This is a genomic window from Roseobacter cerffii, from assembly GCF_054226325.1.
In genome coordinates, this window is sequence record NZ_CM135757.1 from 85147 (window position 1) to 107143 (window position 21997).

Sequence of the window (21997 nt, forward strand, 5' to 3'; positions counted from 1 at the left end):
TGTACGAACGTATTGAGCCTCAGATAGACGGTTTTGCGCTCCCGTCAATCGGGCAGGGGCGTTTCCGGAACAGCCAAAGCATCGGCGAGGCGCTGCTTGGCCGAGCCTGGGCGGAGTGGTTTTTGCTGGCTGTCATCCGGCGCCCAGCCGGTGAGAAACACCATCTCGAAGGTGGCGGGCAGCCGGCCCGATGCTGTGGCGAAATGCTCTGTATAGAGCCTTGATGTCTCTTCAAAAAGCTTCCGGCTATCAGGTCTTCGGTGCCGCGCGTTAAGCGCGTTGCTCTCGCCCATGGCGCGCAGATCGCGCATCAAGTGCCAGGTGTCCTGATATTCCACCGTGAAGGTGAGACTATCTGCCACGGGCAGCGCCAGCCCGGCTCGCTGCAAAAGCGCACCCAGATCACGGATCTCGCCCATCGGCGCGATGCGCGGGGAAAGACCTCCGGACAATCCGATTTCAGCCTGCCCGAGACAGCTGCGCAATTCCTGCAGGGTTTGCCCGCCCAGCGTCGCGACCATCAACATGCCATCGGGTTTCAGGGCTCGGCGACACTGGATCAACTGGCCCACCGGATCATTTGCCCAATGCAGCCCCATCGCATGCACCACCAGATCATGCGCCTCGACGGCGAGGGGCAGGTGGTCACTGTCCTCGCAGATCACTGCACCAGGCAGGTGTTGTTCCCAGACGGTCCGAAAAGGCGTCACAACCGCCTGAGATGTAAACGACCTGTTAACCATGGAGAGGCGATCTTGGATTTCGTCCGCCGCGGCCTCCTGCAGGAAGAGCGCGGTGGCGCGGGCACGATGCTGCTGCAGGGTGGTGACATCGGTCAGGCGTTTGGGGTCGGTCATAAAGGGAAAATAGGCGGGTGGCGTTCAGTTTTCAAACGGCGGTTTCGACGATCTATCCTCCGCGGTGCCTGGGGTGCGGCGACAAGGTCCTGAGCGATTTTGGTCTCTGTGGTCCCTGCTGGCGCGACACCTTGTTCATCGGCGGGTCCATCTGCGATTCCTGCGGTGTGCCCCTGCCGGGTGAGGACGGGGGCGACACATTGAAATGTGATGACTGCATGCGTAACCCGCGCCCGTGGAGCCGAGGACGCTCGGCCCTGATCTATAAGGACAATGGCCGGCGGCTAGTGCTCGGGCTCAAACATGGGGACCGGCAGGAGATCGCAAAGCCAGCCGCGCAGTGGATGGCGCAGGCAATCTCGGATTTGCCAAAGGAGAACCTGATCATTGCGCCGGTGCCGCTGCATTGGACGCGGATGGTCAAGCGGCGCTACAACCAATCCGCCCTTTTGGCCCAGGCGCTTGCGAAACACACCGGTCTACCGGTGTGCCCCGATCTTCTGCAACGCCCGCGACGGACCCCGCCGATGGAAGGGATGACCCGCGAGGTTCGGTTTTCCTCGGTCAAAGGTGCGATTTCCGTGCATCCACGACGGCGCCACCGGCTGGTCGCGCGACCTGTTCTGATCGTGGACGATGTTCTGACCTCGGGTGCCACCCTCGCGGTGGCCGCAGATGCCTGTCTTGCAGCGGGATCAGGGCCGGTATACGTGGTGACACTGGCGCGCACGGTGAAGGATGCCTAAGTTCCTGAATAACGCTTTGTGTCATGAGGAACGATCATGCAACCTGTTGAAATCTACACCTCGCCGCTCTGTGGATTTTGCCACGCGGCCAAGCGCCTGCTGACCCAGAAGGGGGTGACCTTTTCCGAGGTCGACGTCTGGGCCAACCCTGACCGCAAGCCCGAGATGATCCAGCGCGCCAATGGGGGGCGCACGGTGCCACAGATCTTTGTGGGCGACACCCATGTGGGCGGTTGCGATGACCTTTATGCGCTGGAACGCGCGGGTAAGCTCGACGCGCTTCTGGCGGCCTGATGAAGACGGCGCTACTGCAGCTCAACGTTTCGGACGATCCAGTCGCCAATCTCGACGTGACCCGCACCATGGTGCGTGACGCGGCCGAACAAGGCGCGGATTTTGTGCTGACGCCGGAAGTCACCAACTGCATCTCGACCAGCCGGTCGCATCAGTCTGACGTCCTGCAGCTCGAAGAGGATGATATCAGCTTGGCGGCGCTGCAGGCTGACGCCAAGGCGCTTGGCATCTGGCTGCTGATCGGGTCGCTCGCGCTGCAGACGCGGGATAAAGACGGGCGCTTTGCCAACCGGTCCTTCATGATCGACCCGAAAGGCGAGATCGTCGCGCGGTATGACAAGATCCATATGTTCGATGTAGATGTCACGCCGGAAGAGACCTGGCGCGAGTCCGAAGGGTATCGCCCCGGCGCGCAGGCGGTGCTGGCCCAGACCGCCTTTGCGCCGGTCGGTCTGTCGATCTGCTATGACCTCCGGTTTCCCAAGCTTCATGCCGCGCTCGCAAACGCGGGTGCGCAGATTTTGACCGTCCCGGCGGCCTTCTCGCCGGTGACGGGCGCTGCGCATTGGCACACGTTGTTGCGGGCGCGGGCGATTGAGACGGGCTGTTTCGTGCTCGCCCCCGCGCAGACCGGCGAACATGCAAGTGCGCATCACAAGACTCGCAAGACCTATGGTCATTCGCTTGTGGTGGCCCCATGGGGCGAGGTCCAAATGGACGCAGGTACAGAGCCGGGCGTTTACATCACGGACCTCGATATGGGAGAAGTGGCGCAGGCGCGGGGCCGTGTGCCCAGCCTTGAAAATGCGCGACCCTTTGATGGACCCGAATGAGCGACGACAGAAATGCCCTGGCCATTGCGCTCTTTAGCGAGGTGTTGGCGGCGGACCAGATGGTCCGCGCGCGGCTGAGCCGAGTGTTGCCCAAAGGTATGGAAATCTCGCATTTTTCGGTCTTGAACCACCTTGCGCGGACTATGGATGAACGCACGCCGGCGCAGTTGGCCGAGACCTTCCATGTCACCCGTGGCGCGATGACCAACACCTTGAGCAAGCTGGAATGGGCGGGTTATGTGCACATCCGGCCCGATTGGGATGACGCGCGGCGCAAGATGGTGGCGATCAGCCCCGCGGGCCGTCAGGCGCGGGATCACGCGGTAGGGTCAATCACGCCATTGATCAATCAGGTTGTGGAAAAGCTGGGCGACAACCAGGTGCGCGAGGCACTCCCGATCCTCCGGGAAATGCGCCGCCAACTGGGTGAAGACGCCTAGGCTGGCTTCACGCTGGCGGTCACGTAATTCACGCTCAGGTCCCGATCGGACAGGCGCCACGACCAGGTCAGCGGGTTGAAGACGAACCCTTTGCGGTCCACCGGATCGAGCCCCGCATCCCGCATCAGATCATAAAGCTCATCCGGGGTGATGAACTTCGACCATTCATGCGTGCCCTTGGGCAGCCAGCGCATCACATGCTCGGCCCCAATGATCGCCATCATGTAGGACTTCGGGTTGCGGTTCAGCGTCGAGCAGATGTGCAGCCCACCCGGTTTCAGCAGGTTTTGGCAGGCGGTCAGATAATCGATGGGCGAGGCCACATGCTCAACGACTTCCATGTTTAGCACCACATCGAACTGTTCGCCCGCCTCGGCCATATCCTCGGCTGTGGTGTGACGATAATCGATGGTGAGGCCGGACTGCTCTGCATGGATCTGCGCCACGGGGATGTTCCGCTCGGCCGCATCGGCACCAACCACATCCGCGCCCAGCCGCGCCATGGGCTCGGCTAGAAGCCCGCCGCCGCAGCCGATGTCGAGAATGCGCAGGCCCTTGAACGGCGCCTCGGCTTTCAGGTCGCGGTCGAACTCCGCCGCAATCTGCGAGGTGATGTAATCGAGGCGACAGGGGTTCAGCATGTGCAGCGGTTTGAACTTGCCGTTCTCATCCCACCACTCTGCCGCCATCGCCTCGAATTTCGCGATCTCGGACGGGTCAACAGTGGTCTGAGGCGCTTGCATTCTGATCTCCATGTGCTCAAGTGCATTTTCGTATTATATAGGCCTGTAATGGACAAATTCTCGGACCAAAAGCGCGCAGTCCAATACCTGTACCCGCCGATCGATCCCTTCGATCAGCGGATGCTGGACGTGGGTCAGGGACACAAGGTCTATGTGGAGCAATGCGGCAACCCGCAGGGCATTCCCGTGATCGTTTTGCATGGCGGTCCGGGCGGCGGATGCAGCCCGGCGATGCGGCGCTATTTCGACCCCGAGATTTACCGCGTGATTCTCTTTGACCAGCGTGGGTGCGGCCGGTCGCGTCCGCATGCGAGCGTCACGCATAACACCACCTGGCATCTGGTCGATGATATCGAGCTCATCCGGCGGGAGTTGGAGGTTGATCACTGGATCGTCTTCGGGGGCAGCTGGGGTGCCACGCTGGCGCTGATCTATGCGCAGGCGCATCCCGATCACGTGCGGCATATCGTGTTGCGCGGTGTCTTCCTGATGACCCGTGCAGAGCTGGACTGGTTCTATGGCGGTGGCGCGGGCAAGTTCTGGCCCGAGGTCTGGGCCCGGTTCACCGCGCTGATCCCGGAAGATGAGCGTGGCGATCTGATCGAGGCCTATCGCAGGCGGCTCTTTTCGGGCGACATCAGCCTGGAGACGCGGTTTGCGCGGGCCTGGTCGTCCTGGGAAAACGCGGTTGCCTCGATCCACTCCTCCGGCTCCACCGGTGAAAGCCCGGGAGACTATGCGCGGGCGTTTGCGCGGTTGGAGAATCACTATTTTTCCAACGGTGGGTTTCTTGAGTTCGATGGTCAGATCCTCGCGCATATGGGCCGAATCGCCCATATTCCAGGTGTCATCGTGCAGGGCCGCTATGACATGATTTGCCCACCTGACAGCGCCTATGCGCTGGCGCAGCGCTGGGAGAATTGCGATCTCAAGATGGTGCGCAACGCCGGGCACGCGCTGTCCGAACCGGGGATCAGCGCCGAGCTTGTGCGCAGCATGGATAGGATCGCCGGGAAATGAGCCGCGTGACCCGACATATAGACCGGCGGGCGCTCTTTGCGACGGGTGCGGCGGCGGCCTTGCTGGCGGCCACTGGCGTCTCGGCCGGGCCACAGCCTCAGCGGGGCGGGCGCTTGCGCATGGCGCTGTCCGGTGCCGCGCGGACGGATACATTCGATGCGCGGGTGCCACACGGGCTCTTCATGCAAGTCGCGATGGTCGGGATGGTTTTTGACACGCTGACCGAGGTTGGCGCTGACGGCACCTTGCGCGGCGAGCTTGCCATCTGCTGGCGCGGCAGTGCCGACGCCTCCGTTTGGGAGCTCGACCTACGCCCGGGCGTGCAGTTCCACAACGGTGCGGCGTTTTCGGCGGATGATGTGGTGGCCTCGCTGGCCTTACATCGCGAGACGGCTTTGGCAGATGTTCTTGAGATCGTCGCGTTGGACGCGACCCGCGTGCGGATCACCCTCGCGGCGCCGGATGCGGATTTTCCGTACCGTCTCTCGGCACCAGCGCTGGTGATGTACCCGGCGGCTGATCTCACGCGCGCCATGGCCGAGGGCATCGGCACCGGTCTTTATCGCCTGCATCGATTTTTACCTGCGCGACAGGTCATCGGGCAGCGCGTCGAGACGCATTATAAAGACGGCGAGGCGGGCTGGTTCGACAGTGTCGAGCTGGTGTCGATTCCGTCGGATCCCGTCCGGGCCGAAGCCCTGCGCGAGGGGTATGTGGATGCGGCAGACCTGTCGGCTCCCACCGATTTGGAAGATTTGGCGACGGTCGCGCTGCTCCCGGATGCACAGCATCTGAGCGCCGCCGTACATGTGAATATCCAGATGCCGAATGCGGTTGGAACGCGCGCCCCGCTCGACAACCTGCGCGCGGCAGAGCGGTGGTGGATGGGCTAAGCCGATCAGGGGTTGCAGACTCGCAGCACCGAGCGTATATCGATCACAACAGCGGCGCGTTCGGGTCCATACCAAACGCTCCACCGGAACACGATACGGGCCGCGCGCCCGTTTTTTTGTGCCTGAAAGACTGATGACAAACGATCTGATTGCAAAAGCTGCCATCGACCGCCGCATGGCCGAGATCATCACCCCGGTGATCGAGGATATGGGGTTTGAACTGGTGCGGGTGCGTTTGATGTCGGGCAAATCGACTACGCTTCAGATCATGGCGGACAAACCCGAGGGCGGTATTGAGGTCGATGACTGCGCCGAGATCAGCCAGGCGGTCAGCGCAATTCTCGATGTCGAAGACCCGATCCTCGATGAATACACGCTGGAGGTGTCGAGCCCCGGCATCGACCGCCCGCTGACCCGCCTGAAGGACTTCGAGATGTTCGAAGGCTACGAGGCTAAGATCGAGACGGGCGAGATGATCGACGGGCGCCGCCGCTTCAAGGGCGAGCTGGCCGGTGTCGAGGGTGACGAGGTTCTGATCAACGTGGCTGAGGGCACGATTGGTCTGAAATTCGAGTGGTTGTTGGACGCAAAACTCGTGCTGACCGACGATCTGATCAAGGAAATGCTGCGCCAGCGCAAGGCATCAGGCGCTATCGACGAGACAAAATTCGACGAGATCCAGACGGATCAGTCTGCTGAGGGAGACCTGTAAATGGCAATCACATCTGCAAACCAGCTGGAGCTGTTGCAAACCGCCGAGGCTGTGGCCCGTGAGAAGATGATCGACCCCGGCCTGGTGGTCGAGGCGATGGAAGAATCTCTCGCCCGTGCGGCCAAGTCCCGCTACGGCGCGGAGATGGACATCCGCGTCTCCATAGACCGGAAGACCGGGCGTGCGACCTTCACCCGCGTGCGCACCGTGGTCGAGGAAGAAGAGCTGGAGAACTATCAGGCGGAGTTCACGGTCGAGCAGGCCAAGCAGTATCTCGATGATCCGAAAGTCGGTGACACCTTTGTCGAGGAAGTGCCCCCGGTCGAGATGGGCCGGATCGCCGCACAATCGGCCAAGCAGGTGATCCTGCAGAAGGTGCGCGAAGCTGAGCGGGATCGCCAGTTCGAGGAATTCAAAGACCGCGCTGGCACCATCATCAATGGTCTGGTCAAGCGCGAAGAATACGGCAACGTCATCGTCGATGTGGGCGCGGGCGAAGCGATCCTGCGCCGCAACGAAAAGATCGGGCGCGAAAGCTACCGCCCCAACGACCGCATCCGCGTTTATATCAAGGACGTGCGGCGCGAACAGCGCGGGCCTCAGATCTTCCTGAGCCGGACGGCGCCTGAATTCATGGCCGAGCTGTTCAAGATGGAAGTGCCGGAGATCTATGACGGCATCATCGAGATCAAGGCCGTGGCCCGCGACCCGGGATCACGGGCGAAAATCGCTGTGATTTCCTACGATGGGTCCATCGACCCGGTGGGCGCCTGCGTTGGTATGCGCGGCTCCCGTGTGCAGGCGGTTGTGAACGAGCTTCAGGGCGAGAAGATCGACATCATCCCTTGGAACGAGGATCAACCCACCTTCCTGGTGAACGCCTTGCAACCGGCTGAGGTGAGCAAGGTGGTTCTCGATGAGGAAGCTGGCAAGATCGAAGTGGTCGTGCCTGAGGAACAGCTGAGCCTCGCCATTGGTCGTCGTGGGCAGAACGTGCGTCTGGCGTCGCAGCTGACCGGGCTCGACATTGACATCATGACCGAAGAGCAGGAAAGCCAGCGCCGTCAGGCCGAATTCGAGATGCGCACGAAGCTCTTTGTCGACAATCTGGACCTGGACGAGTTCTTTGCTCAGCTTCTGGTTTCGGAAGGCTTTTCGAACCTCGAAGAAGTGGCCTATGTCGAGCTGGATGAATTGCTGGTCATTGACGGCGTGGACGAAGACACAGCCAACGAGCTGCAGGCCCGGGCCCGCGACGTGCTCGATGCGCAGAACAAGGCAGCGCTTGAAAACGCACGCGCATTGGGTGTTGAGGATAGCCTGGTTGAATTCGAGGGCCTCACACCCCAGATGATTGAGGCGCTGGCCAAGGATGATGTGAAGACATTGGAAGACTTCGCCACCTGTGCCGATTGGGAACTGGCCGGTGGCTGGACAACCATCGAGGGCGAGCGCGTCAAGGATGACGGTGTTCTGGAGCCCTTTGATGTGTCTTTGGAAGAAGCGCAGGATCTGATCATGACCGCACGGATCATGCTCGGCTGGGTTGACCCGGCTGATCTGGAAGCCGAGGCCGAAGAAGAGGTCGAGGGCGCTGAAACCGAGGAGACCGAGGCCTGATTTCAGGCCTCGGATGAGCCTGATGGGTCGCGGTGGCGCTCCAAAAGACCGCAGTGACGGTCCGGACCGCAAGTGCATTGCCACGGGCGAGGTACAGCCGAAATTCAGGCTGATCCGCTTTGTCGCCGGGCCGGATGACCAGGTGGTGCCGGATGTGTTGGGTAAATTGCCAGGCCGGGGAATGTATGTCGCGGCTGATCGTGTGGCGCTGCAAAGGGCCGTAGACAAGAAGCTCTTTGCCCGAGGCGCGAAAAAGCCGGTCACCATCCCCGACGGATTGGTTGACGCGGTGGAAGATCAATTGGCGCGCCGCGTGGTGGATCTGATCTCACTGCAGCGCAAAGCAGGCAAGGCGGTTGCCGGGTACGAAAAGGTAAAAAGCTGGCTTCAGATGGAAGAGGCCGAGGTTCTGATCCAGGCCATTGACGGCTCGGGTCGCGGGAAATCGAAATTGAGTACGCCGCACTATGGCCATTACATCGGCTGGCTGACGGCAGACGAATTGGGTTTGGCATTCGGACGTCAAACTGTGATACATGGGGCGCTCGCCTCTGGTGGACTCACGCAACGTGTTGTAGAGGAAGCCAACCGATTAAAAGGCGTGCGCGTAAAGGAGGGTGGCAGCGGCCACTCGAAAGGATAGACGAGCTTCATGAGCGATACTGACGGCAAAAAAACATTGGGTCTGCGCGGGGGCGCGCGTCCAGGCAACGTAAAGCAGAGCTTTAGCCATGGGCGCACCAAGAACGTCGTTGTGGAGACAAAGCGAAAGCGCGTTGTGGTGCCGAAACCGGGCGCCGCCAAGTCTGCGTCGGGCACAGCGACCGTGGGTGATCCGTCGAAGCGGCCTGCCGGGATTTCCGATGCGGAAATGGAACGCCGTTTGAAGGCGGTTCAGGCTGCCAAGGCGCGCGAGGCGGAAGAGGCCGCGGCCCGTGAGGCTGAGGAGAAAGCGCGCGCCGAAGAGCGTGAGCGCCGCCGGGCCGAGCAGGAAGAGAAAGAGCGCGCTGAACGTGAGCGCGAAGAAAGCCTGAAGGCAAAGGCCGAGGAAGACGCACGCCGCAAGCAGGAGGCCGAAGCTGCTGCAAAAGCGGCCACTGCCCCTGTCGAGAAACCCGTTGTTGCGCGCCCGACGAATGCCAAGGCACCGGAAGCGGCACCGCGCAAACAGCAGGACCGTGACCGCGATAACAACCGCCGCGGCGGCAAAGGTGGCGAAGACAACCGCCGCTCGGGCAAGCTGACGCTGAACCAGGCCTTGGCCGGTGGCGAAGGCGGGCGCCAGCGCTCGATGGCGGCGATGAAGCGCAAGCAAGAACGTGCCCGTCAGAAAGCCATGGGCGGCCCGGTCGAGCGCGAAAAGGTTGTCCGCGACGTACAGGTGCCCGAGGCGATTGTCGTCTCCGAACTGGCCAACCGCATGTCGGAGAAGGTCGGCGAGGTCGTCAAAGCGCTGATGAACAACGGCATGATGGTCACGCAGAACCAGACCATCGATGCGGATACTGCTGAGCTGATCGTTGAAGAGTTTGGCCATAAGGTCGTGCGCGTGTCTGACGCGGACGTGGAAGACGTGATCAAGGAGGTCGAGGACGACGCGAAAGACCTCAAGTCGCGCCCGCCGGTCATCACGATCATGGGGCACGTCGACCACGGCAAAACCTCGCTTCTGGATGCCATTCGCAACGCGAAGGTTGTGGCCGGCGAAGCAGGCGGCATCACACAGCATATCGGTGCCTATCAGGTCAAAACCGATGGTGGCCAAGTGCTCAGCTTCCTCGATACACCCGGCCACGCGGCCTTCACCTCGATGCGCTCTCGCGGCGCGCAGGTGACCGATATCGTGGTGCTGGTGGTGGCTGCGGATGATGCGGTGATGCCGCAGACCATCGAAGCGATCAACCACGCGAAGGCTGCCGAAGTGCCGATGATCGTGGCGATCAACAAGATCGACAAGCCCGAGGCCAATCCGGACAAGGTGCGCACCGACCTGCTGCAACATGAAGTGATTGTCGAGAAGCTCTCAGGTGATGTGCAGGACGTCGAGGTATCCGCGATCTCCGGGCAGGGTCTGGATGAATTGCTCGAAGCCATTGCGCTGCAAGCCGAGATCCTTGAGCTCAAGGCGAACCCCCATCGGGCGGCCGTTGGCGCCGTGATCGAGGCGCAGCTTGATGTGGGCCGTGGACCCGTGGCGACGGTTCTGGTTCAGAACGGTACGCTGCACCAGGGTGACATCTTCGTGGTGGGTGAGCAGTACGGCAAGGTGCGCGCGCTGATCAACGACAAGGGCGACCGCGTCAAGAAAGCTGGCCCCTCCGTGCCGGTTGAGGTTCTGGGTCTGAACGGGACGCCGGAAGCGGGTGACGTTCTCAACGTCACCGAGACCGAAGCTCAAGCCCGTGAAATCGCGGCCTATCGCGAACAAGCCGCAAAAGACAAACGCGCCGCTGCCGGTGCAGCCACCACGCTCGAGCAGCTGATGGCGAATGCCAAGGCCGATGAGAACGTGAGCGAGCTACCGATCTTGGTGAAAGCCGACGTTCAGGGCTCGGCCGAGGCCATCGTTCAGGCGATGGAGAAGATTGGCAACGAGGAAGTCCGCGTCCGCGTGCTGCACTCGGGCGTCGGTGCGATCACCGAGACCGATGTGGGCCTTGCCGAGGCAAGTCAAGCGCCGATCATGGGCTTCAACGTGCGTGCCAATGCGTCGGCGCGGAACACCGCGAACCAGAAAGGCGTCGAGATTCGCTATTACTCGGTGATCTACGATCTTGTGGACGATGTGAAAGCAGCAGCCTCTGGCCTGCTCAGCGCCGAGATCCGCGAGAACTTCATCGGCTATGCCACGATCAAGGAGGTCTTCAAGGTCACCGGCGTCGGCAAGGTTGCAGGCTGTCTGGTCACTGAGGGCGTTGCGCGCCGGTCTGCGGGTGTGCGCCTTCTGCGCGACAACGTGGTGATTCACGAAGGCACGCTGAAGACACTCAAACGCTTCAAAGACGAAGTGGCCGAGGTTCAGTCCGGGCAAGAGTGCGGTATGGCGTTCGAAAACTACGACGACATCCGCGCGGACGACGTGATCGAGATCTTCGAGCGCGAAGAGATCACGCGAACACTCTCGTAAATCCGAGTGCAAAAAAACAAAAAAAGGGTGCGGCGTAATTGCCGCGCCCTTTTTTCGTGTGTTTGAGTGCTCGAGAGTTGACTAGGCGGCTTTGGTGACCGGCGCGCCAGTGTAACTCGTGTCATCAACCTTCACGACGATACGTCCGTCGGGCAATGCCCGAACGTAAAGCCCCTGAATTGACACAGCACTCCCCAGAGTGATCGTGCGTAACATTGTCGTTCTCCTCCCCAGGATCATGACTATGAAGAAATTATCGCGATTTTATTAAATTACCATAAACAAATTTAGGTAATTCCTCTCATAGGCGAAAAATTGCGAACAGTATCGCTTTGCGCGCTATTGCCTATAGCCAATCGCGCAAAATCGGGATCAGTGGCAGGTCGGCTGCAGGCATCGGATAGTCCCTCAATTCCATCGGGCGAACCCACTTAAGCTTCTGATTTTCCTTGGAAACCGGCGTACCTTCCCACTTGCGGCAGGCAAAGAGCGGCATCAGCAAATGGAAATCGTCATAACTGTGGCTCGCAAAGGTTAATGGCGCCAGACAAGACTGCCAGGTGTCAATGCCCAGCTCTTCGTTCAATTCGCGGATCAGTGCCGATTCTGGTGTCTCTCCCGGCTCGATTTTGCCGCCGGGAAATTCCCACAGCCCTGCCATGGATTTTCCCTCGGGCCGTTGTGCGATCAGGACGCGCCCATCGACGTCGATGAGCGCCACGGCAGAGACAAGAACCGTTTTCATGCCGTCACGACCGATAGTCTGCATTGATATCGATGTAGCCGTGGGTCAGGTCACAGGTCCATACCGTGGCTGCGCCGTCGCCCAGGCCGATATCGACGGCAATCAACAGCTCCTGCCCTTTCATATGCGCCGCTGCGGCAGTCTCGTCGTAGCCCGCGCTCACCCACCCCTTTTCGGCAACGAGAACATCGCCGAAGCGGATTGAAAGCAGATCGCGATCAGCCGCGGCCCCTGATTTTCCGACCGCCATCACCACCCGGCCCCAATTCGGATCCTCGCCGGCGATGGCTGTTTTCACCAGCGGTGAGTTTGCAATCGACAGGGCGTGGGTCTTGGCGTCCGCGTCGTTTGCCGCGCCGGTTACGATGATCTGCACGAATTTGGTCGCACCTTCACCGTCCCGCACCACCAGATGCGCGAGCTCCAGCATCACGGACCGGAGCGCGTCGGAAAACGCGGTGTCGCCACTGACGTCGACGCCCGAGGCCCCGGTCGCCGCGACGAGCAGCGTGTCGGAGGTCGAGGTATCGCTGTCCACGGTGATGCAGTTGAAGGTCTCGGCGTTGTGCTGTGAGACCAGCTGTTGCAGCTGCACCTGATCTATGACCGCGTCAGTGAAGATGTAGACCAGCATGGTCGCCATGTCGGGTGCGATCATCCCCGAACCCTTGGCAATCCCGGCGATCTTCACTCTGCCATGCGCCGTTTCAACTTCCGCGGTGGCACCTTTCGCGAAAGTATCCGTCGTCATGATTGCTTGCGCGGCAGCGGCAATTCCGTCGGGTGCAGCCGTTGCAGAAAGGCTCTGCAGATGCGCCGTGATCTTGTCGAAGGGCAGCGGCTCGCCGATAACGCCGGTGGACGCGGTGAAGACCCGCTCTTCCGGCACATCACAAGCCGCGGCCGTTGCCGCCACGATTGCACCCACGGCATCCGCGCCGTTGCGCCCGGTGAAGGCATTGGCATTGCCAGAGTTCACTAGGATAGCGGCGCCCTCGGACGCTGGCCCACCCAACTTCTCCTGACAGTCCAGCACAGGTGCCGCGCGGGTGGCGGATTTAGTGAAGGCGCCGGCAATCGTGGTGCCGGGCGCAAGCTTTGCCAGCATCACATCATCCCGCCCCTGGTACCGAACGCCCGCAGCGATGGTGGCAAACTGCACACCGTCAATGACGGGCAGCGCAGGAAACTGCTTGGGCGCCAGAGGCGACACCGCCGTTACTTTCGCCATCGGAAGTTAGTCCAGCAGATCGATCTGTTTGAGGATCGCCGGGTCAATCTCGACATCCGCCCGCACCTGCACATCGGCGGATTCGGTGGCGGACCGGATCGCCTCCTGCGCCTTGATCTGGCTCAGCTCCTGTGTGAGATCGGCGCGCACGTCCTCGAGGGTCGGGATTTCGGCTTGCCGTGTCTCGTTGAGCTTGATGACATGCCAGCCGAATTGGGTTTCCACGGGGTCGGAGACCTCGCCAACGCCGAGCGCAATGGTGGCCGCTTCAAAGCTCGGCACCATCATGCCGGAGCTGAACCAGCCCAGATCGCCGCCATTCGGACCTGAGGGGCCGATGGACTTGTCGCGCGCGGTCGCCGCGAAATCAGCGCCGCTGTCCACAGTCTCCTTGACGGCAATGGCCTCTTCTTCGGTCTCGACCAGAATATGCGAGGCGTTGTACTCCTCCTCGGGGTCGATGTCGCCGAACTGCCGGTCGTAAAGCTCTTGCAGAGCCTCGTCGGTCACCGCCTCCTGCAGCACGCCTTCAACCACTTCGCCCGCCATCAGCGACCGCTCTTCATTCTCGAGAGACTTGGTGATGCGCAACGGTGTGTCGCCTTCGAAGGTCTGTGCAAGCGCGCTCTGCTGCACGAGCTGTTCGAGAATGCCGTCGTAGAGCACCTTATCCTCGAGCTGCTGATACTGCTGAGGCAGCGTCGCGCGGGCGGCAATCATATGGCCCAGGGTGATCTCCACACCGTTCACCGTTGCCACGACTGTCTCGGCATTCGGGGTCTCGCTTTCGGACTGGTCCTGCGCCAGAGATACCGTGGCGAGGCTCGCCACAAGCGCGGCGCTCGCCAGACGTCTGAAGTGTTTCTGCATGGATTTGTCCTTGGGCTGCGTCGCGGTTGAGCACGACATTGACACGGTTTCGCGTGACCCTTACATCGCCCTATGGGCGCGGCCAGGGGGTCGCATTGCCTTTCTATCTATGGGCTGTGTCGCAGACGAGCAAGCAGATCAGCGCCAATACTTGAACTTCGGCTGGAGAACGCATGCTGGGCATCGGAACACTCGCGAAAAAGGTCTTTGGGACGCCAAATGACCGAAAAGTCAAAGCGACCCGCCCCCTCATTGACAAGATCAACGCCCTTGAGCCGGACTTCGAGACGCTGACCGACGATGGGATCAAGGAGAAGACCGAAGAGCTGCGCAAGCGCGCGCTGGACGGCGAGAGCCTCGACAGCCTGTTGCCGGATGCCTTTGCCAACTGTCGTGAAGCAGCGCGGCGTGCGCTTGGCCTGCGGGCCTTCGACACCCAGTTGATGGGCGCGATTTTCCTGCATCAGGGCAATATCGCCGAGCAGAAGACCGGCGAAGGCAAGACGCTGACCGCCACCTTCGCGGCTTATCTCAATGCGCTGACCGGCAAGGGCGTGCATATCGTCACGGTGAACGAATACCTGGCCAAGCGCGACGCGGCCTGGATGGGCCAGGTGTTTGGCGCGTTGGGTCTGACCACAGGTGTGGCCCACGCTGACATGACGGAAGAGGCCAAGCGCGAGGCCTACAGCAGCGACATCACCTATGCCACGAACAACGAGCTTGGGTTCGACTATCTGCGCGACAACATGAAGTCGGAGCTCAGCCAGATCTTCCAGAAGTATCACAACTTCGCGATTGTGGATGAGGTCGACTCGATCCTGATCGACGAGGCGCGGACGCCGCTGATCATCTCCGGACCGGCGCAGGACCGCTCGGACATGTATAAGGTGATCGACACGGTCATCCCCGAGCTGTCGGACGAGCACTTCGAGCTCGATGAGAAAACCCGCAACGTGACCTTCACGGATGAGGGCAACGAGTTTCTCGAAGACCTGTTGCGCCAGCGTGAGATGCTGGAAGAGGGTCAGACCCTCTACGATCCGGAAAGCACCACCATCGTGCACCACATCAACCAGGGTCTGCGCGCGCACAAGCTCTTTCAGCGCGACAAGGATTACATCGTCCGCGATGACGACGTGGTGCTGATCGATGAGTTCACGGGCCGGATGATGGCCGGGCGCCGCCTGTCGGACGGGCTGCACCAGGCGATCGAGGCCAAGGAAGGTGTGTCGATCAAGCCCGAGAACGTCACCCTCGCTTCCGTGACCTTCCAGAACTACTTCCGGCTTTACGACAAGCTCGCGGGTATGACCGGGACGGCGCTGACCGAGGCGGAGGAATTTCAGGAGATCTACGGGCTGGGTGTGGTCGAAGTGCCGACCAACAAGCCCATCGCGCGGGTCGATGAGGACGATCAGGTCTATCGCACCGTGCGCGAGAAATATGCCGCCATGCTCCAGCAGATTCAGGAGAGCAACGCCAAGGGGCAGCCTGCGCTTGTTGGTACCACGTCGATTGAGAAGTCAGAAGTGCTGAGCAAGATGCTCACCGAAGCCGGGATCACGCACAATGTGCTGAACGCGCGCCAGCACGAGCAGGAAGCACAGATCGTTGCCGACGCGGGTAAGCTTGGTGCCGTGACGATTGCGACCAACATGGCGGGGCGGGGCACCGACATTCAGCTCGGCGGCAACGTCGACATGCAGGTGATGAACGCCATTGCCGCCGATCCGGAGGCTGACCCCGAAGAGATCCGCGCCAAGGTCGAAGCACAGCATGCCGATGAGAAAGCGAAGGTTCTGGAGGCCGGCGGCCTCTATGTTCTGGCCTCCGAACGGCACGAAAGCCGACGCATCGACAACCAGCTGCGAGGCCGTTCCGGTCGGCAGGGCGACCCGGGGCGGTCGTCCTTCTATCTCAGCCTGGAAGACGATTTGATGCGGATTTTCGGGTCAGAACGTCTCGAAAAAGTGCTCACAACGCTCGGTTTGAAAGAGGGCGAGGCCATCGTGCACCCCTGGGTGAACAAGTCGCTGGAGCGGGCGCAGGCCAAGGTTGAGGGCCGCAACTTCGACATTCGCAAGCAGCTTCTAAAGTTCGACGACGTGATGAACGAGCAGCGGAAAGTGGTCTTCACCCAGCGGCGCGACATCATGGAGGCGGCTGACCTCAGCGAGATCACCACTGACATGCGGCACCAGGTGATTGATGACATGATCGACCAGTATCTGCCGCCGAACACCTATGCCGATCAGTGGGACTCCGAAGGGCTCCACGCCGCAGTCAAGGAACAGCTCGCCATCGACGTCCCGGTGATGGACTGGGTCGAGGAAGAGGGCGTCGATGATGAGGCGATCCGCGACCGTCTGGTGCAGGCAACGGATCAGTTCATGTCCGAAAAGGCCGAGCAGTTCGGCTCGGAGAATATGCGCAACATCGAAAAACAGCTTTTGCTGCAGGTGATCGATGCGAAATGGCGCGAGCATCTTTTGACGCTCGAACACCTGCGCTCGGTCGTGGGCTTCCGTGGCTATGCGCAGCGTGACCCGCTGAATGAATACAAGAACGAATCATTCCAGCTCTTCGAGGGCATGCTCGATGGGTTGCGGGCTGATGTGACCCAGAAGCTTGCCCAGATCCGGCCACTTTCCGAAGAAGAGCAGCGCCAGATGCTGGAACAGATCCGCGCCCAGCAGGCCGCACAAGTCGCAGCCGCGGCGGGCGCAGCAGGGGGTGCAGCTGTCGCGGAAAATACGGGCGATGCGGCCCCTGGCTTTGTCGAGGATGATCCGTCGACCTGGGGCAATCCAGGTCGAAACGATCTCTGCCCCTGTGGATCCGGAAAGAAATTCAAGCATTGCCACGGGCGTCTGGTCTAGGGAATCTGCCTTCTTCTTGCCCGAATGAGACCCCCCTGCGGTCACAACTCAGCCCTGTTTACCTTTCATTAAGGACCTGTCCGACTGGTGGAGAGGGAAGACAGGTATGTCGCATAAGACGGAAATTGCCACGGCCGTAGGCACGTTGGCCTGCGCTGTCGGCATCGGCTTTGTGATGCAGAGCGGTGAGGTCGCCGAGTTGCGATACGGTTCCACCGCAACGATCAGCGACGAGGTCGTGGCGCAGAGCACGGTTCTGCTCGACAAGATCGAGATCGCCAATCTGCCTTTTCTGAGCGTTGAACCCGAACTGGCGGTAAATGATATCACGCTCACTTCTGCCGAAGATGATACATTCGGGAACCTGCCCAGCATCGAAGAACCGGTTCTGATCCTCGCCTCGGCGGCAAGCCCGCTCTATGAGCCCGCTGCCCCTGAGATACGCCCCAAGCATGTATGCCCCGTGACCCTGTCGGCAGAGACATTCGCGGCAGCAATGGTCAAGCTCAGCGTGACAGCACCCTGCTTGCGGAATGAACGGGTGGTCGTGCGCCACAAGGATCTGGAGTTTACCGAGACGACCTCGACCTCGGGAGGGCTCGACCTGACGGTTCCGGCTCTTGCTGAAGAGGCAATCTTCGATGTGGCTTTCGTCAATGGCCAGATCGAAACGGCGACAACCTTTGTGCCAACGATCACGCTCTATGATCGGGTCGTGGTTCAATGGCAGGGCGAGAATACAGTTCAGTTGCACGCGCGGGAATACGGCGCGGATTACGGTGACCGCGGCCACATCTGGGCCGGGGCCATGCGCGATCTGTCTGTGGTGGCCGGCGGGAAGAGTGGTTTCCTCACGCGCCACGGTGACAACTCGGTGCTGCGGGCGGCGATGGCCGAAATCTACACCTATCCCGTCCAGATGGCCGAAGACCCGAACGCCATCCGGTTCAGCATTGAAACGGAAGTCACCCCCAGCAATTGTGGACGCGAAGTCACTGCAAAAGTGCTGAAGCTGATGGGCGGAACGCTGCTGCCCGCGCGGTCGGTCTCGCTCGCTGTGCCTGGATGTGGTGCCGTTGGCAATTTTCTGGTGTTGAATAATCCGCTGCAAGACCTGACAGTCGCTGAGAACTGACACAGCCCCAAGAGGTCTTACATGAGATTCAGACGTGCAGCGGCGATCGCTGCACTTGGTCTTTCTGCCCTCCTGCATCCAGCCGAGGCCCAGGATGTGACCTTGACCTCACGCGACGGCAGCATCGAGTTGACGGGGACGCTGCTGGGGTTTGATGGCGAGTTTTACCGGATCGATACGCTCTACGGTGAGCTGACGGTCGATGGGTCGGGCGTACTCTGCGACGGTCCCGGTTGCCCGAACCTTCAGGATTTCGTGGCCGAGCTGAACATCTCGGGGTCCGCTACCATGGGCGCGGTTCTGATGCCCGCGCTGGTTGAAGGCTTCGCCTTGCGCAACGGATACCTGGCCGAGCGGGTTGTCGAGGACAAGACCCACTTCAACTATCGCCTGACCGACGAGCAAACCGAAAAGCTGGCTGCGGTGTTCTACTTCCGTGTGACCAATACCGATGAAGGCTTCGCCGATCTGCTCGCCAACGAGGCGGATATTGTCATGGCCCTGCGAGAAATCCGTGCGGATGAACATGCGCGCGCCGAGGAGGCGGGCATGGGCGACATGACTGGCGACAACCGCAGCCGCGTCGTGGCGCTCGACGGTATCGTGCCGATTGTCGCGCCGAACAACCCGGTGCGCGAGATCTCTCCGCTGGAACTGGCGCGGGCCTATGCGGGGCAGATCACAAACTGGTCGGATTTGGGCGGGCCCGACGCACCGATCAGCCTGCACGCGCCGGTGCAGAAAACCGGTCTGGGGCAGGCCATTGAGGACAAGATCATTATTCCGCCGGGCTTTCAGATGTCGCCCAACATCACCCGTCACGCCCGTGGCATCGAGCTGTCCCAGCAGGTTGCCTCGGATGCCTTCGCCTTGGGTGTGGTCAGCTTTGCTGAGGTCGGAGACGCGGAGGCACTGACGCTCAGAGGGCGCTGTGGGCGTCCGCTGCGCGCCACCCGGCGGACCATCAAGACAGAGGATTATCCCCTGACTGCGCCGATGTTTCTCTATCTTCCGGCGCGGCGCTTGCCCAAGATTGCGCGGGAGTTCCTGGCCTACACCCGCGGGCCGTCAGCACAGATTGTGATCCGCCGCGCGGGCTTTGTTGACCAAGCGCCTGAGGAGGTGCCGGTGGACGATCAGGGTAATCGTCTCGCAAATGCGATTGCCGCCGCGGGCAGTGAGGTGCCCCTGACCGAGTTGCAACGCATGGTGGATGTGCTGTCGCCGATGAAGCGGCTCACCACGTCCTTCCGCTTCGAAGCGGGGTCGGTTCGCCTCGATGCGCAGTCGCGGTCGAACGTCCAACAGCTCGCGCGCGGTCTGGAGCAGGGGCGGTACGACGCGCGCCAGCTGCTGTTCGTGGGCTTCAGTGACGGGGAAGGCCCCGCGATTGCCAATCAGAGCATCGCCTTGCAGCGGGCCGAAGCGGTGCGCCGCGCGATCATCGAGGCTGCCGAGACGGCGGACATCGATCAGGTGCAACTTGAGATCGATGCCTTTGGCGAGGCGATGCCGATGGCCTGCGATGGCAGCGCCTGGGGCCGTCTGACGAACCGTCGGGTGGAAGTCTGGGTGCGCTGAACCTCAGATATAGCCCTCGCTGCGAAAGCTGAGTTCGCGGGATTTTCCGATGATCAGATGGTCGTGCAAGGTCAGCCCGAGTGCCTGGCACGCGTTGTTGATCTGATCCGTCATCGCGATATCAGCCTGCGATGGCGTAGGGTCACCCGAGGGGTGATTATGTACGAGAATCAACGCACTGGCGTTTAACTCCAGCGCCCGCTTGGCAACCTCGCGCGGGTAGACCGGTACATGGTCCACTGTGCCCTTAGCCTGCTCTTCATCGGCGATCACCACGTTTTTGCGGTCGAGGTAGAGCACACGGAATTGCTCGGTTTCGCGATGCGCCATGGTGGTGTGGCAATAGTCGAGCAGCGCGTCCCAGCTGCTCACGACGTTCTGCTGGATGACCCGGGCGCGCGCCATGCGATGGGCCGAGGCTTCGACGATCTTCAGCTCGGTGATGACGGCGTCGCCCACCCCGGTGATGTCGCGCAGCCGCTCGACGGGGGCAGTGATCACGCGATTGAAATCGCCGAACCGATCCATCAGCGCGTGCGCCAGAGGTTTGACATCGCGGCGTGGAATGGCGCGAAAGAGAACCAGCTCCAGCATCTCGTAATCCGGCATGGCGGAGGCGCCGCCCAGCATGAAACGATCGCGCAACCGCTTGCGGTGGTCGGCGATGTAGGACGGGGGTGTGCCGTTCGGCAGCGGGGTGGGTTCCGCTTCGTCGAGCAGGAACGGAAGTGGGGCTTCGGCGAAGATATGGGGGTCACGACTCATACCCGGGACTGTGCGGAGTCATGGTTTCTGATTGGTTAACTCGGAACGTCAAACTGCTGTCGGTGCGGGGTCTGTATCGCGTCGGTAAAACGTCGGTATTACGTCGGTGCGCAGCGCACGGTGAAACACGAGAGCGCGCAACACCAAGGGGTGGCCTGAAAGCCCACCCCACCTGCCAACACGACCCTTCGGGCAGGCAGGTAAGGTGGGCTTTCAGGCCACCTTTGGTCGATGGCGAGAGGGATATCAGGCCGGTTTATCGGGGCTCCGCCCGTGATCCGGCGAAACGCTCCACTGGAGCGTTTCCGGGGAGCCAGATCACCCCTTCATCGAATCCCAGAAGGTTTTCACGGAGGAGAAGAAACTTGAAGTTTCCGGGTTGTTGTTCTCGGCGAGCTCGTCGAACTCGGCCAGAAGCTCCTTCTGGCGCGCGGTCAGGTTGACCGGGGTCTCGACGGCCAGTTCGATGAACATGTCCCCCGAGCCCGCGCCGCGCAGGGCGGGCATGCCTTTGCCGCGCAGGCGCATCTGGCGACCGGATTGGCTGCCACCCGGGATCTGCACCCGCCCGCGGCCGCCGTCGATGGTCGGCACCTCGATCGAACCGCCCAGCGCTGCCTTGGCCATGGAGACCGGCACGCGACAGAAGAGGTTGCTGCCTTCGCGCGAGAAGAGCTCGTGTTCAGCCACATCGATGAAGATATAGAGATCGCCCGAGGGCCCGCCGCGCATGCCCGCTTCGCCTTCGCCGGCGAGGCGGATGCGGGTGCCGGTTTCGACACCCGCGGGGATGTTCACGCTGAGCGCGCGGTCCTTCTCGACCCGGCCTGCGCCCTGGCAGGTGGTGCAGGGGTTCTTGATGATCTGACCGAGGCCCGAGCAGGTCGGGCAGGTGCGTTCGACCGTGAAGAAGCCTTGTTGCGCGCGCACCTTGCCCATGCCGGAGCAGGTCGGGCAGGACGTGGGCTCGGCCCCGCCTTCGGCGCCCGAGCCGTTGCAGCTGTCGCAGCTGACGGAGGTGGGCACGTTGATGGTTTTCTGCAGCCCGCTGAAGGCTTCCTCGAGCGTGACCCGCAGATTGTAGCGCAGGTCTGACCCGCGCGCGGCGCGCCGTCCGCCCCCGCCGCGTCCGCCACCCATGAAGTCGCCGAAGAGATCGTCGAAGACGTCAGAGAAGGCGGATCCGAAATCGCCCTGGCCGCCGCCAAAGCCGCCGCCGGGGCGTCCGCCGCCCCCGCCCATGCCGCCTTCGAAGGCGGCGTGGCCAAACCGGTCGTAGGCCGCCTTTTTTTCGGCGTCCTTTAGGATCTCGTAGGCCTCGTTGGCCTCCTTGAACTGGGCTTCTGCGTTGGGATTGTCCTTGTTGCGGTCGGGATGCAGCTCTTTCGCTTTCTGGCGATAGCCCTTCTTGATCTCGTCCGCGGACGCGCCTTTGGCGACACCAAGCACGTCGTAGTAGTCACGTTTTGCCATCCAATGGGTCCCCTTGCTGGAACGTGAGAG

Annotated in this window: 21 protein-coding genes; 13 read left to right on the forward strand and 8 right to left on the reverse strand. The window is 61.5% G+C overall.

All coding sequences use genetic code 11. From position 1 onward, the window contains the following. Positions 1-44 precede the first annotated feature (44 nt). Positions 45-857 (reverse strand): methyltransferase domain-containing protein, encoded by an 813-nt coding sequence (locus ACVC7O_RS00415; RefSeq protein WP_458324133.1) that lies wholly within the window; start codon positions 855-857, stop codon positions 45-47. A 17-nt stretch (positions 858-874) separates the two neighbouring features. Between ACVC7O_RS00415 and ACVC7O_RS00420 the strand changes: the two genes are divergently transcribed. Genes ACVC7O_RS00420 through ACVC7O_RS00435 form a run of 4 tightly spaced genes read left to right on the forward strand, consistent with a single transcriptional unit; the run spans position 875 to position 3170 of the window. Continuing rightward, positions 875-1603 (forward strand): ComF family protein, encoded by a 729-nt coding sequence (locus tag ACVC7O_RS00420; protein WP_458324134.1) that lies wholly within the window; start codon positions 875-877, stop codon positions 1601-1603. A 36-nt stretch (positions 1604-1639) separates the two neighbouring features. After that, positions 1640-1897, forward strand: a complete 258-nt coding sequence (gene grxC / locus ACVC7O_RS00425) for a glutaredoxin 3 (RefSeq protein ID WP_458324135.1) — start codon at positions 1640-1642, stop codon at positions 1895-1897. Continuing rightward, positions 1897-2730, forward strand: coding sequence for a carbon-nitrogen hydrolase family protein (locus ACVC7O_RS00430; protein ID WP_458324136.1), 834 nt, complete (start codon positions 1897-1899; stop codon positions 2728-2730). The genes grxC and ACVC7O_RS00430 overlap by 1 nt, the downstream gene beginning before the upstream one ends. After that, positions 2727-3170, forward strand: coding sequence for a MarR family winged helix-turn-helix transcriptional regulator (locus ACVC7O_RS00435; protein WP_458324137.1), 444 nt, complete (start codon positions 2727-2729; stop codon positions 3168-3170). The genes ACVC7O_RS00430 and ACVC7O_RS00435 overlap by 4 nt, the downstream gene beginning before the upstream one ends. Here the strand turns inward: ACVC7O_RS00435 and ubiG are convergent. Continuing rightward, positions 3167-3913, reverse strand: a complete 747-nt coding sequence (gene ubiG / locus ACVC7O_RS00440; RefSeq protein WP_458324138.1) for a bifunctional 2-polyprenyl-6-hydroxyphenol methylase/3-demethylubiquinol 3-O-methyltransferase UbiG — start codon at positions 3911-3913, stop codon at positions 3167-3169. The two genes, ACVC7O_RS00435 and ubiG, sit on opposite strands and share 4 nt — an antisense overlap. Positions 3914-3961: 48 nt before the next feature. Here ubiG and pip point away from each other — a divergent pair, with 48 nt between their 5' ends. From pip to infB, 6 genes are all read left to right on the forward strand, one after another. Further along, positions 3962-4933, forward strand: a complete 972-nt coding sequence (gene pip / locus ACVC7O_RS00445; protein ID WP_458324139.1) for a prolyl aminopeptidase — start codon at positions 3962-3964, stop codon at positions 4931-4933. After that, a complete protein-coding gene (locus ACVC7O_RS00450) occupies positions 4930-5826 on the forward strand; it encodes an ABC transporter substrate-binding protein (protein WP_458324140.1) in 897 nt (298 codons plus the stop codon). The genes pip and ACVC7O_RS00450 overlap by 4 nt, the downstream gene beginning before the upstream one ends. Before the next feature lie 133 nt (positions 5827-5959). Continuing rightward, positions 5960-6538: a ribosome maturation factor RimP gene (rimP, locus tag ACVC7O_RS00455; protein WP_458324141.1), complete on the forward strand. Its 579-nt coding sequence runs from the start codon at positions 5960-5962 to the stop codon at positions 6536-6538. Further along, positions 6539-8158, forward strand: a complete 1620-nt coding sequence (gene nusA / locus ACVC7O_RS00460; protein ID WP_458324142.1) for a transcription termination factor NusA — start codon at positions 6539-6541, stop codon at positions 8156-8158. Positions 8159-8180: 22 nt separating this feature from the next. Continuing rightward, positions 8181-8801: an RNA-binding protein gene (locus ACVC7O_RS00465; RefSeq protein ID WP_458326135.1), complete on the forward strand. Its 621-nt coding sequence runs from the start codon at positions 8181-8183 to the stop codon at positions 8799-8801. Between the two features lie 9 nt (positions 8802-8810). Beyond that, on the forward strand, positions 8811-11285 hold the full coding sequence (gene infB, locus ACVC7O_RS00470) for a translation initiation factor IF-2 (protein WP_458324143.1): 2475 nt from the start codon (positions 8811-8813) through the stop codon (positions 11283-11285). 81 nt (positions 11286-11366) lie between these two features. Here the strand turns inward: infB and ACVC7O_RS00475 are convergent, their stop codons facing one another. From ACVC7O_RS00475 to ACVC7O_RS00490, 4 genes are all read right to left on the reverse strand, one after another. Then, a complete protein-coding gene (locus tag ACVC7O_RS00475; RefSeq protein WP_268247480.1) occupies positions 11367-11501 on the reverse strand; it encodes a hypothetical protein in 135 nt (44 codons plus the stop codon). A gap of 130 nt (positions 11502-11631) precedes the next feature. Next, positions 11632-12030, reverse strand: coding sequence for a (deoxy)nucleoside triphosphate pyrophosphohydrolase (locus ACVC7O_RS00480; RefSeq protein WP_458324144.1), 399 nt, complete (start codon positions 12028-12030; stop codon positions 11632-11634). 4 nt (positions 12031-12034) lie between these two features. Next, complete coding sequence (gene argJ, locus ACVC7O_RS00485) at positions 12035-13261, reverse strand: bifunctional glutamate N-acetyltransferase/amino-acid acetyltransferase ArgJ (protein WP_458324145.1); 1227 nt, start codon at positions 13259-13261, stop codon at positions 12035-12037. Between the two features lie 6 nt (positions 13262-13267). After that, positions 13268-14131 (reverse strand): peptidylprolyl isomerase, encoded by an 864-nt coding sequence (locus ACVC7O_RS00490; RefSeq protein WP_458324146.1) that lies wholly within the window; start codon positions 14129-14131, stop codon positions 13268-13270. Positions 14132-14304: 173 nt separating this feature from the next. Here ACVC7O_RS00490 and secA point away from each other — a divergent pair, with 173 nt between their 5' ends. The 3 genes from secA to ACVC7O_RS00505 all read left to right on the forward strand — a co-directional run bounded on the left by secA (position 14305) and on the right by ACVC7O_RS00505 (position 19729). Further along, complete coding sequence (secA, locus tag ACVC7O_RS00495) at positions 14305-17013, forward strand: preprotein translocase subunit SecA (RefSeq protein ID WP_458324147.1); 2709 nt, start codon at positions 14305-14307, stop codon at positions 17011-17013. A gap of 106 nt (positions 17014-17119) precedes the next feature. Beyond that, positions 17120-18148 (forward strand): hypothetical protein, encoded by a 1029-nt coding sequence (locus ACVC7O_RS00500; RefSeq protein WP_458324148.1) that lies wholly within the window; start codon positions 17120-17122, stop codon positions 18146-18148. 21 nt (positions 18149-18169) lie between these two features. Further along, the gene (locus ACVC7O_RS00505; protein WP_458324149.1) at positions 18170-19729 is read left to right on the forward strand and encodes a substrate-binding domain-containing protein; all 1560 of its coding nucleotides are present in this window, start codon (positions 18170-18172) and stop codon (positions 19727-19729) included. Positions 19730-19732: 3 nt separating this feature from the next. Here ACVC7O_RS00505 and radC read toward each other — a convergent pair whose 3' ends face one another. Both radC and dnaJ read right to left on the reverse strand, forming a co-directional pair. Then, positions 19733-20494: a RadC family protein gene (radC, locus tag ACVC7O_RS00510; protein WP_458324150.1), complete on the reverse strand. Its 762-nt coding sequence runs from the start codon at positions 20492-20494 to the stop codon at positions 19733-19735. 318 nt (positions 20495-20812) lie between these two features. Continuing rightward, positions 20813-21967 carry a molecular chaperone DnaJ gene (gene dnaJ, locus ACVC7O_RS00515; protein ID WP_458324151.1) on the reverse strand — a complete coding sequence of 385 codons (1155 nt, stop codon included), beginning with the start codon at positions 21965-21967 and terminating at the stop codon, positions 20813-20815. Positions 21968-21997 lie beyond the last annotated feature (30 nt).

Coding starts and splice junctions, on each gene's coding strand:
- secA (WP_458324147.1), top strand. CDS start 14,305: ATGCTGGGCATCGGAACACTCGCGAAAAAGGTCTTTGGGACGCCAAAT.
- grxC (WP_458324135.1), top strand. CDS start 1,640: ATGCAACCTGTTGAAATCTACACCTCGCCGCTCTGTGGATTTTGCCAC.
- ACVC7O_RS00415 (WP_458324133.1), bottom strand. CDS start 857: ATGACCGACCCCAAACGCCTGACCGATGTCACCACCCTGCAGCAGCAT.
- ACVC7O_RS00505 (WP_458324149.1), top strand. CDS start 18,170: ATGAGATTCAGACGTGCAGCGGCGATCGCTGCACTTGGTCTTTCTGCC.
- ACVC7O_RS00450 (WP_458324140.1), top strand. CDS start 4,930: ATGAGCCGCGTGACCCGACATATAGACCGGCGGGCGCTCTTTGCGACG.
- radC (WP_458324150.1), bottom strand. CDS start 20,494: ATGAGTCGTGACCCCCATATCTTCGCCGAAGCCCCACTTCCGTTCCTG.
- dnaJ (WP_458324151.1), bottom strand. CDS start 21,967: ATGGCAAAACGTGACTACTACGACGTGCTTGGTGTCGCCAAAGGCGCG.
- ACVC7O_RS00500 (WP_458324148.1), top strand. CDS start 17,120: ATGTCGCATAAGACGGAAATTGCCACGGCCGTAGGCACGTTGGCCTGC.
- nusA (WP_458324142.1), top strand. CDS start 6,539: ATGGCAATCACATCTGCAAACCAGCTGGAGCTGTTGCAAACCGCCGAG.
- ACVC7O_RS00490 (WP_458324146.1), bottom strand. CDS start 14,131: ATGCAGAAACACTTCAGACGTCTGGCGAGCGCCGCGCTTGTGGCGAGC.
- ACVC7O_RS00430 (WP_458324136.1), top strand. CDS start 1,897: ATGAAGACGGCGCTACTGCAGCTCAACGTTTCGGACGATCCAGTCGCC.
- ACVC7O_RS00435 (WP_458324137.1), top strand. CDS start 2,727: ATGAGCGACGACAGAAATGCCCTGGCCATTGCGCTCTTTAGCGAGGTG.
- rimP (WP_458324141.1), top strand. CDS start 5,960: ATGACAAACGATCTGATTGCAAAAGCTGCCATCGACCGCCGCATGGCC.
- argJ (WP_458324145.1), bottom strand. CDS start 13,261: ATGGCGAAAGTAACGGCGGTGTCGCCTCTGGCGCCCAAGCAGTTTCCT.
- ACVC7O_RS00465 (WP_458326135.1), top strand. CDS start 8,181: ATGGGTCGCGGTGGCGCTCCAAAAGACCGCAGTGACGGTCCGGACCGC.
- infB (WP_458324143.1), top strand. CDS start 8,811: ATGAGCGATACTGACGGCAAAAAAACATTGGGTCTGCGCGGGGGCGCG.
- pip (WP_458324139.1), top strand. CDS start 3,962: ATGGACAAATTCTCGGACCAAAAGCGCGCAGTCCAATACCTGTACCCG.
- ACVC7O_RS00475 (WP_268247480.1), bottom strand. CDS start 11,501: ATGTTACGCACGATCACTCTGGGGAGTGCTGTGTCAATTCAGGGGCTT.
- ubiG (WP_458324138.1), bottom strand. CDS start 3,913: ATGCAAGCGCCTCAGACCACTGTTGACCCGTCCGAGATCGCGAAATTC.
- ACVC7O_RS00480 (WP_458324144.1), bottom strand. CDS start 12,030: ATGAAAACGGTTCTTGTCTCTGCCGTGGCGCTCATCGACGTCGATGGG.